Here is a 736-nt window from a genome sequence, read left to right on the forward strand (position 1 = left end):
TGCAAATAGAGAACATAAACACTCTCCCCATTCACACGTACTGGTCGAATTTTGGGATTAGCAAGTTTCGCCATTTTTACAGCTTCATCAATCAGCTTCAAACTAAAGCTATGTTTGGGTGCTTCACTGAGATCTTCATCCTTGGTTTTACCATCTGGACGGATAATTCGCTTACTACTTGGTGCCAGAGGTTCATTAAATCCATAATGCACATTCTCGATATCTATCATCCGATCTTCAAAAGAGATTGTCCTTGCTGTATATCCGCAAGCTTGAATGAAAAACATCAAGCTTAAGCGATCTGCATACCAATCAACTAAGCCATCTTTTGCTTCGTCACGCAAATCAAACGTTGTACGTTGTTGCGCTATACTACCTTCATTTTCTACACGAACTGCATGCGAAAGCTCGTCAATATAGAGTCTGTCATGAAGGAATTGTAATGCCTCTTCATTCCCCTCAAGCGTCTGTCCTGAGGTAACTCCCCGTCCCAAAAGCTGTGTACGTAAGCTAAATGTAACACAATCCCCTCTGCCCTTCTGTGTTTCAGTTTTAAGTTGAATAATGCTGTTTGACCCCCTGCCTATAAGAGGGGCAATAGGTATCGCCTTTGAAACTTCTGTATTTAATAATTTTGACCACGTGCTTATCGCATGAGGATCATCTGCTCTAACTGTTGTTAATGCCATTGATTTTACCTTTCTTTGCTGTAAAAAAAACCGGCTTAAAAGCCGGA

1 protein-coding gene is annotated in these 736 nt (G+C 41.0%); it reads right to left on the minus strand.

The window, feature by feature from the left end:
• Positions 1-689, minus strand: a 689-nt coding sequence (locus tag ACFIQC_RS10040; protein WP_375707148.1) for a DUF4043 family protein, incomplete at its 3' end; no start/stop codon positions are given.
• Positions 690-736: the final 47 nt, after the last annotated feature.

Source organism: Bartonella sp. AA126HLJHH (assembly GCF_042197425.1).
GTDB lineage: Bacteria > Pseudomonadota > Alphaproteobacteria > Rhizobiales > Rhizobiaceae > Bartonella.